Origin of the sequence: Parachlamydia sp. (assembly GCF_050255895.1) — a bacterium.
GTDB lineage: Bacteria > Chlamydiota > Chlamydiia > Chlamydiales > Parachlamydiaceae > Parachlamydia > Parachlamydia acanthamoebae.
On the sequence record NZ_JBFWIR010000045.1, the window covers coordinates 18,632 to 27,343 of the forward strand.

Genomic DNA, 8,712 nt, shown 5'->3' on the forward strand with positions numbered 1-8,712 from the left:
TGAGAGCTTTTATGAATATTACTTCTGCACGTCAGAATTCATCCCGTCTTTTTCCTATTATGCTTCCCCAAGTATTTCCTCGACATGTGTCAGGAAGCCGGATTTTGGAATTATTGCGTCCATACAATCCGAGATTAAAAAAAATAGAGTGCTTAATGAAGACAACACAACTCAATAACTTACCTGCAGTGCCTTTAGAAAGGGATTGGGAAGAAAACACTAAAGTTTATATCAAGCAAGCCTCAAAGAGTGATTCTAGTTTTGGCGATACTCACTATTTTGTAGGCGGACTGCCCGCGCTGATGCAAGCTGCACGCAAAACAGAAAAAATAGCGGAGGAAGAGGTCAAAGAAAAGGTCGTTTATGTTAATGATGGTCTTGTCCCAAAATCTTTGCAGTCTGGACATCAGGCTCATGTTCATCCAAGTGAATGGCCTTGCTATAACTTGCCAGAATTATTAGCAGGTTTTGGCCCAAAGATGCTTCCCAAACGTAATCCTGCGAATTTGAAGGCATATTCCTATTTAAAATTTTCTTTTGAGGAAGCTAAGCATGCACCTTTCAAAGTTGCATGTTTATATGGACATTTTGCTAAGCAATTTCTCAAACGTAAGCTTACGGATGCCCGTGGTATTAGTGCGGAAGATAGATGGCTCTGTGCGGCTGTCGTGGAATCTTTAGACTATCACGAAGCCTTGAGCAAACGGATTCTTGCGCACCAAGGACAACCCTCCTTTTCTAGAACGGGCCGCGTTTACTGGTCCCCCAATCATGAAGGAATGCAAAATAAAAAAAGACTATGGAATGAATTGGGAATTGATTGTGAGTTCGCGAGCGCCGATGAAGTCATGCGAGAGACATTCCTTAAGCAAAATAGTGGCTTACAAGTTCTTAAAATTCCTCAAGATGGAAAGTTTTATCCAGAGACTCCGCGGAGGATTGCAAGTTATCTGGAAGAAAACTATCCCCATATTTTTTCGACGTATCAGGCGAATCTAAAAGCACTTTATTTGGAAGGCTCGGGGGCTCCATGCAAAGTTTTGGAGGAGTCACTCGATAGAAAAATGCGTAAAATTGCAATTAAGAGTTTTTTCGGTTCTCTTGGTCATAACCAAGTTTTTAAGTATAGCAGTACAACACCTCTATGGCGTGAAGTGCCAGTAACAGGCAACAGCGTTTTATGGGAATGTTCCATTGATAAGCATGAATTAGCCCAACGCTTTGGACAAGATACCATTTCGGAGGAAAAATTTGCTGAACTTATGAATGGTATTTTGCCTGCAGCGAATCTCAGCAATTTGCATTTGACAATGTGGAAAGGGGATATATCCGACACATGTGTATTATTTTATGTTAGAGCTAGCCAGGGAGCCCATTTTAACGACTTGGTTGCCAATAAAGATGATTTAGAAAATATGTGTCGAAATATCGAGGCTTATTGTATCGGAAAATGGACGATGATCTCCGCAGGGAGTTGCTCGCGAAAAACAGATGTCAGCAATGTACCTGAATTTGTGGAGTTGTCTTCCGATCTTAATCGTCCTGCAACATTTATCCATGGGTTATCTGGTATAGGATACAGCTTTTCTGCGGCTTCTTTCGAAACATTAAAAAATAAGCCTAAAGTTAGCTTTAAAGAGGTTGTTCAAAATCTTTATAGCGGACGACGGTAAACATACCGGCCTCTAAATGATAAAGGATGTGGCAGTGCAAGGGCCATACGCCTGGGTTATCTGCATCAAATTGAATGGACAAAGTGGAATAGGGAGTAATTAAAACTGTATCACGCATAGCTCCACTAAAACTTTGTCCATTGATTTGAGTGACTTGAAAGACATGTCCATGTAAGTGCATAGGATGTGACATCGAGGTGTTATTTTTAAAGAGCATTTCAACGCGTTGTCCCTTTTCAACGATGATGGGTGTCACTTCAGGCCATGTTTGACCATTTAATGTCCATATGTACTTCTCCATATTGCCCCCAAGCTCAACTGTAACTTGATTATCCACCTTTCGATTTGATAAAGAATATTTAGCATGTAAGTTAAGCTCTTGAACATTTGTCAGGGCCCCAGCTTGCTTAGAAGCTTTTTCGGGTAGTTTGATGGGATTTGCATTTTTTGTCGCTAAAACGAGCCCTGTTTGTCTGTCTGTCCCTTCTGCTTGGGCAAGAATGGGGAAAAATCCACCTTGTGAGGGGATTGTAACTAAAATATCGATTCGTTGTGCGACAGCTAATTCAAATCGTGTATTTTGCAAAGGCTGAATTTGATTGCCATCGACAGCAATGGCTGCACCGATTAAATTTTCTAACGAAATGAAGAAATTTGTGGAGCTCGCCCCATTAATGATGCGTAACCGAATTTTTTTATTTGCTTCGACATCTATGACTTCTGGACTTTCTAGCGTATGGTAATTGGTCAAAAAAGCATCATACTCAACTTCTACAATGTCTGATGTGTTTTTTTTCATGTCTCCCGACATGGTTTTGCACTGCAGTTCTTTGTAAATCTCTGAAGGTGTTTTGAAAGAGAAATCTCCGAGAAAAAGAATGACTTCTTGATCCGCAATTTTCTCATCTTCTGGTGCATAAATGATGAGGGGTGCTCCCAAAAGCTTTTGTTCTTGCAAACCAAAATGGGAATGCATCCAAAATGTGCCGGACTGCAGAAGAGGAAATTTGTAATGGTAGAGTTGTCCTGGATAGAGAGGAAATTGAGTGACAAATGCAACGCCATCTTGGTTATTGGGTAAGATCAACCCATGCCAATGAATAGATGTAGGTACCTGTAAACGATTTTTAAGAATTACATCGAAAGCGAGGCTTTTGTTTGTTCTAATCCCCAGTATTCCATCAGGTTGCGAAATGGTTAAAATTTCGGCTTCTTTGTTGTTAACGATAATCTTTTTTGATGATGTGGTTAACTCTGTGACGGACTTTAGTTCTAAAAAAAGAAAAAAGGAGGCGATGCAGAACAAATAGGCCCATATTTTCATTTGTTAACCTCATGAAGACATTAATGGAGAATTAACAAAAAAAAAGTAAAACGTCTATCTTTTAGTCTTGCCAACCATGCTTATCTAGGAAATCTTCGTAAGTCCCTAAGTGTAATTCTTGTTTACCTTGGTGACAGACCACAATTTTATCCAGTTGCATGCGCTTTAGGATCAATTCACTATGTGTAACGATGATGACAGCACCATCAAAATCTTCAATGGCATCAATCAAAGCTTCAATGGATTCCATATCTAAGTGGTGTGTTGGTTCATCAAGCAACAATAAATTGCAAGGAGAAGCAATGATTTTGCCAATCAATACCCGACTTTTTTCTCCACCCGATAGCACGCCATTGAGTTTGCGGGATTTATCTCCGCTGAACATCATCAATCCACAAATCGCTTTGATTTGTGTCAGATTAAGTTTGGGATTCGCGGCTGCAATTTCTTCTTCTATCGAATGGCGCGGGTGTAATCGGTCAATATTTGTTTGGCCAAAATAGCCGATCGAAAGATTATCTGAACGTTTGGTAAACCCCGAAGCGGGATTTAGTTCATCGGCCAGTAGTTTTAAAATCGTGGATTTCCCCCGTCCATTTTTCCCAATAATGGCAATACGATCTCCTTTTTCGATCGTTAAGGAAAAATCTTCAATTAAAGGGCGGGGAGCATTTGCGTCGTAAGAAAACGAAAGAGATTGAGCTTCTAACATTTTCTTGCCCGGAAAATTGGCGATATTAAATTGAAAATCTAACTGCAGAAGTTTTTTTAAGTCGTCAAGTACCGGAATACGGCTTAATAATTTCTGCTTGGATTGTGCTTGCGTTGCTTTGGAAGCTTTTGCACCAAACCGATCAATAAACCCTTGAAGATGTTCCCGTTTTTTTTCGAGGTTTTGACGGGTTTTTTCATGGATTTCTTCTCGTTGCATAATTTGTTCGAAGAAATCGAGCGTATTTCCTTTGACTTTCGTCACTTTTTGTCGATGGATACCCATAGTGTGTGTGGAGATACTATCCAAGAATTCTCGGTCATGGGAAATTAAAATAAATTCGCCTTTCCATTCTTGTAAGAATTTCGTAAACCAGCGGATGGAGACAATATCCAAATAGTTAGTTGGTTCATCCAATAACAGGCAATCTGGCTCCCCAACGAGAACTTTTGCAAGGTGAAGTCGAAGCTGATATCCTCCGGAAAATTCGTTAGGAGAGCGGTCGAGATCTTCTTCTTTAAAGCCCAATCCAAATAGAATGGCCTCAGCTTTATAAATATAGTCTCGTTCGTCTTCACGTAGACCCAATGCGGCTTCTTCGATTAATGTGGGTTGAGTAAAGACAATGTGCTGATCGAGAACTCCAATGATATAGTTTTTGGGTTTCGAGATCGTTCCTTTGTCAGGAACTTCTTTGCCTGTTAATAAGCGAAAAAGGGAAGACTTACCCGCTCCATTGCGTCCGACGAACGCACATCGCTCTCCAGGTTGGATACTGAAAGAAGCATTTTTGAATAAATCGATACCATCATAGGCGAGGGATAAATCATTTACTTGCATAACGACAACTTTTATTGAAAAAAGTATCCATAATATCACAAGTTATAGAAAAAGTAAAAACTAACTTTTTTGTTAGGGAAATTTGAAAGCTAAAGAGGATATATGGAACTCGCTCCTCCATCAACAACTAGGTCAACCCCTACAATATAAGTGGCTTTTGAAGAAGCTAAGAAGGCGACAGATTCAGCTATCTCTTCCGAACTAGCGAATCTTTTTAAAGGAATTCCCTTTGTGAATTCTTCCAATTGCTTGGGATTGACAGCTTTCGTTTCATCAAAAATTGGTGTATCGGTAAATCCTGGTGATACAGCATTTACACGAATCCCTTTGTCAATGAGATCTGCTGCGAAATTACGCGCAAGCATGCTCACAGCCGCCTTTGTGGAGGAATAAACACTATGAAAGCGCCAACCTTTATGAGCCGCTGCTGAAGATATGAGAATAACGGAAGAATTTGTATTTAAGTGGGGAATGGAGCGTTGAACGGTAAAATAAACGCCCTTATAGTTAATGGAGACCATTTCATCAAATAGTTCTTCATCGACTTCCTCGATTTTTTTTCTGGTCGAAATGCCCGCATTTGCCACTAAAACATCGATTTTCCCAAAGTTTTGAATCGCCGTGGCAAATAACTTATCTAAATCAGGAATAAGACGCACATCTCCCTGCACATAAACAGCTTGATTTAGTTCTTTGCAAACAGTCTCTAATCGATTTTGATCGCGTCCAAAAATCACAATTTTGGCGCCTTCTTGATCAAACTTTTTTGCAATGGCTTCTCCGATACCGCTATTGCCACCCGTGATAACAACCACTTTGTTTGTAAACTCACCCATGTCAATTTTCTCTTTAAATTGGATAATTTGGACATTATCCAAAATTGTTTATCAAATCAATCATTGATTTTTGCTGTCTTGTGCCTAATTGTATGTATGCGTTTTCTCAGAGAAAAATAGTTTCTCTCGGTAATTTAGGTTGTGAAGATAAATTTTGTTGTTGTGCTACAAGCATAAATGACTCAAAGCAAGTTGTTGGATTATCTGAATTAAATATTAAGAAGGAAAATAATAAATATTCATATCATGCTTTTTTATGGGAAAATGGTTCATTATTTGATCTGGGAAATTTGGAAAACGACGAAGATTCCATTGCTTATTCAATTAATAGGAATGGAGATATTGTTGGAATCAGTGGGAATAGAGATGTAAATGATTTTTACGATTGGGATATGGTTCCAGAAGAGCGTTTATCTGGACAAAGCAGAGCGGAATGGTAGATTTAAATGAGTTAATCGATAAAAATCTCAATTACAATCTATTAGAAGCTATTGATATTAATGATCATGATCAAATTATTTGCTTGGCAAAGATATGATTAATTACGATTATCATCTTATCTCGCTCAGTCCAGAATGTAAACACCATCGACATGGATGATTTGTTGACGTGCCAAAGCTTTAAGATCTAATTCAAAATTTCCGAGAGTCTCAGGGAGAATTATCTCGGCATTGTTGACGAGGATATTGAGCTTCCCAAAATACTTATACTGATCGGCTTGAATTAGAATGGCTAATGGCAATATTTGCACCTTCTTCAGCCAACCTTTTAGTGATCACTGCACCAATGCCACGCGACCTCCACGTAATTAAAGCGACTTTATCTTTGAGTTTTTTTATTATGTTCATATCATTTTTTAAATTTGTGCAAAACCACCATCTACAAATAGTTCAATACCTGTAATGTAGCTGCTGTCATCGGTTGCAAGAAATAAAACAGGCTTTGCGACCTCTTCTGGTTTGCCTACTCGCCCCAAAGGCGTCACTACGGCTGTTTGAGATTCATATTGGCTAATTTGCTGTGCGGTTAATTTTAAGGCATTGCTATAGCCTTCAGTGGGGACCGTGCCTGGGCTTATCACGTTTACCCGAATTTTTCGTTTCTTTAGGTCAAGGATCCAGCAACGTGCAAATGAGCGTATGGCTGCTTTACTTGCACAATAGACGCTAAAAGCCTCGATCCCTTTTGAGCTTACCATAGAAGCATTTAAGATAATTGAACCGCCTTCACGCATTAGGAAGAGCGATTTTTGCACACTAAAAAGTAATCCCTTTACATTTGTGTCAAAAATTTTATCGTAATGTTGTTCGGTTATGTTTTCTAAGGAAGCGAATTCTCCTGTCCCGGCATTCGCAAAAAGGATATCGATGTGACCACTTTCTTCCTTGACAGTGGCGTATAACCGGTCAAGATCCTCTAGATTGGAGACGTCGCCCTGTATTCCTTTAACGTTGTAACCAATGCGTTCAACGGCTGCATCCAATTCTTTTTGTCTACGTCCTGTAATATAGACATAAGCCCCTTCTTCAACAAACAATTGCGCTGTGGCAAAACCAAGTCCACTATTTCCACCAGTAATTACTGCAATTTTTCCTTCAAGTTTTTTAGTCATTCACTGCTCCTACAAAATGGGCATTTTTCAGTCTATATAGACCAAGACGATGTTTTGTAAAAGAGTAACCATAAAAGACGAGTAAATGTGGCCCGAGTCCTTAAAGAGATAAGAATGGCCAAATTAAATGGAGGGGCGGGAGATAACCCGCCTGCAGATTGCTACAATTAGATAGGCACAATCACGAGAGGTTCTTCTTCTTTTTTGAATGCATCGAAATAGCTTGGGGACACATTGAAAATAGATCCTAGAACTTCGTTTGAGTAGGAACCGATCACTTCACCAATTCCAATATAGTCTGGAGTTGCATGGCTAAAGAAGGCAATCACTTCCACATTTTCTGAACCGACATTTTCGATGTTATGAAAATGGGATGCCGGAGCAAAAGCGCCTTGTCCGCCATTCACCTCCATGACATTTAATTGTCCATCAGGTGAAAGTACTGTAATACGAGTTTTCCCCTTCACAATAAAAACAAGCTCACCCGCATTTGTATGCCAGTGAGGTTCGACAATTCCTTTTGGATTCAATCCAAATCCCAAAATGCCCAATCCTTCTAGTTTAGGCAGAGTAGATTTTGTTCCAATTTGAAGATAGCCACCCTTGGTTAATATCGGTTTATTGCTATCTTTGATGTCAAATTTATACTCATTCTTTCCATTTGTTTGTGGATGAGATGACTGAGAAAGTACTTTAATCAGTTCATTATTTTGTGTTTTTTTAAGACTATCAACAAAATTAGACGAGGTATTAAATGTAGAGTTAAAGACGCTGTCTGCTAGAGATCCGATCGCTTTCGAAATACGCATTGTTTCTGGATGTGTATGATTTAATGCGAATTGAATGACACTATTTTTTTGACTGATGTTTTCTACACGGTGTATGTATCCTTGAGGAATAAAGAAGATTTCCCCTGCTTGCACTGTAAATTCTTCCGCTTGATCAGGGCTGCGCATTTGCACCAAAACTTCACCTTCTGTGCAATAGCCGATTTTATTCGCATTTGTATGCCAGATAGGTTCTGTGGACCCTCTTGGATTTAACTTTAGGCTGGCAAACGAAATGTTGACAAAGCCGGGGGTTTCATTTGAAGTGACATGTATTAGACTTCCACCAGAATTATTGATTTGAGGCTTAATCGAATCTAGACTAAAAAAATATTTGCTAGTCATAAAACACCTCATAAATAGAGCTATTTATTTAAATGCTTCATAATACTCAATTATTTTCAAATAAGATCCCTTGTCATTTTAATTTAGTTTAAAGAAATTAATTAATCAATTTAATTCATATCAAAAAATAAAATGCGTGATGGTTTTATTGCTTTTAATATTAAGTTTGTATCGGGATTAATGGCAACGCCATCGCCTGATTGAATGGTATCTGCATTTAAAGATAATTCACCTTCAATGACTTGTATCCAACCATAACGATGATCAGGAATATTTTTTTCAAAGGATTTTCCAATTTCGAGTGAGGCGGTATAAAGCATCACATCTTGTTGAATTTTAATGGAATTTTGTTGTCCGTTTTCAGAGGCAATTAATATCCATTCATTTAGACTGGTGGGCAGTGGCATTTGTTGGTAACGAGGCTGAATGTTTTCCTGATTTGGCAAAATCCAAATTTGTAAAAATTGCACAGGTTCAGTGCTTGAAGGATTGTATTCGCTATGATTAACTCCAGTGCCTGCACTCATTTGTTGAATATCATTG

At 38.8% G+C, this 8,712-nt stretch carries 9 protein-coding genes; 2 read left to right on the plus strand and 7 right to left on the minus strand.

Features of this window, described 5'->3' with window-relative positions:
- The first annotated feature begins 11 nt into the window (after positions 1 to 11).
- On the plus strand, positions 12 to 1,673 hold the full coding sequence (locus tag AB7E63_RS08795; RefSeq protein WP_428419243.1) for a hypothetical protein: 1,662 nt from the start codon (positions 12 to 14) through the stop codon (positions 1,671 to 1,673).
- Here the strand turns inward: AB7E63_RS08795 and AB7E63_RS08800 are convergent.
- The 3 genes from AB7E63_RS08800 to AB7E63_RS08810 form a co-directional block, all read right to left on the minus strand.
- Positions 1,633 to 2,997: a multicopper oxidase family protein gene (locus tag AB7E63_RS08800; RefSeq protein ID WP_036746250.1), complete on the minus strand. Its 1,365-nt coding sequence runs from the start codon at positions 2,995 to 2,997 to the stop codon at positions 1,633 to 1,635. The two genes, AB7E63_RS08795 and AB7E63_RS08800, sit on opposite strands and share 41 nt — an antisense overlap.
- 61 nt (positions 2,998 to 3,058) lie before the next feature.
- Positions 3,059 to 4,549, minus strand: a complete 1,491-nt coding sequence (locus tag AB7E63_RS08805; RefSeq protein ID WP_006341465.1) for an ABC-F family ATP-binding cassette domain-containing protein — start codon at positions 4,547 to 4,549, stop codon at positions 3,059 to 3,061.
- An 89-nt stretch (positions 4,550 to 4,638) separates the two neighbouring features.
- Positions 4,639 to 5,385 (minus strand): SDR family NAD(P)-dependent oxidoreductase, encoded by a 747-nt coding sequence (locus AB7E63_RS08810; protein ID WP_036746261.1) that lies wholly within the window; start codon positions 5,383 to 5,385, stop codon positions 4,639 to 4,641.
- Between the two features lie 92 nt (positions 5,386 to 5,477).
- Between AB7E63_RS08810 and AB7E63_RS08815 the strand changes: the two genes are divergently transcribed.
- The gene (locus tag AB7E63_RS08815) at positions 5,478 to 5,825 is read left to right on the plus strand and encodes a hypothetical protein (RefSeq protein ID WP_006341467.1); all 348 of its coding nucleotides are present in this window, start codon (positions 5,478 to 5,480) and stop codon (positions 5,823 to 5,825) included.
- A gap of 125 nt (positions 5,826 to 5,950) precedes the next feature.
- On the opposite strand, the gene AB7E63_RS08820 is transcribed toward AB7E63_RS08815, so the two are convergent.
- From AB7E63_RS08820 to AB7E63_RS08835, 4 genes are all read right to left on the minus strand, one after another.
- Positions 5,951 to 6,136 carry a hypothetical protein gene (locus tag AB7E63_RS08820; protein ID WP_006341468.1) on the minus strand — a complete coding sequence of 62 codons (186 nt, stop codon included), beginning with the start codon at positions 6,134 to 6,136 and terminating at the stop codon, positions 5,951 to 5,953.
- A gap of 105 nt (positions 6,137 to 6,241) precedes the next feature.
- Entirely contained in the window at positions 6,242 to 6,997 is a 756-nt protein-coding gene (locus AB7E63_RS08825) for an SDR family NAD(P)-dependent oxidoreductase (protein ID WP_006341469.1), read from the minus strand.
- 167 nt (positions 6,998 to 7,164) lie between these two features.
- Positions 7,165 to 8,169: a cupin domain-containing protein gene (locus tag AB7E63_RS08830; RefSeq protein ID WP_006341470.1), complete on the minus strand. Its 1,005-nt coding sequence runs from the start codon at positions 8,167 to 8,169 to the stop codon at positions 7,165 to 7,167.
- A 110-nt stretch (positions 8,170 to 8,279) separates the two neighbouring features.
- On the minus strand, positions 8,280 to 8,712 hold a 433-nt coding region (locus AB7E63_RS08835), incomplete at its 5' end, for a pirin family protein (RefSeq protein WP_428419247.1).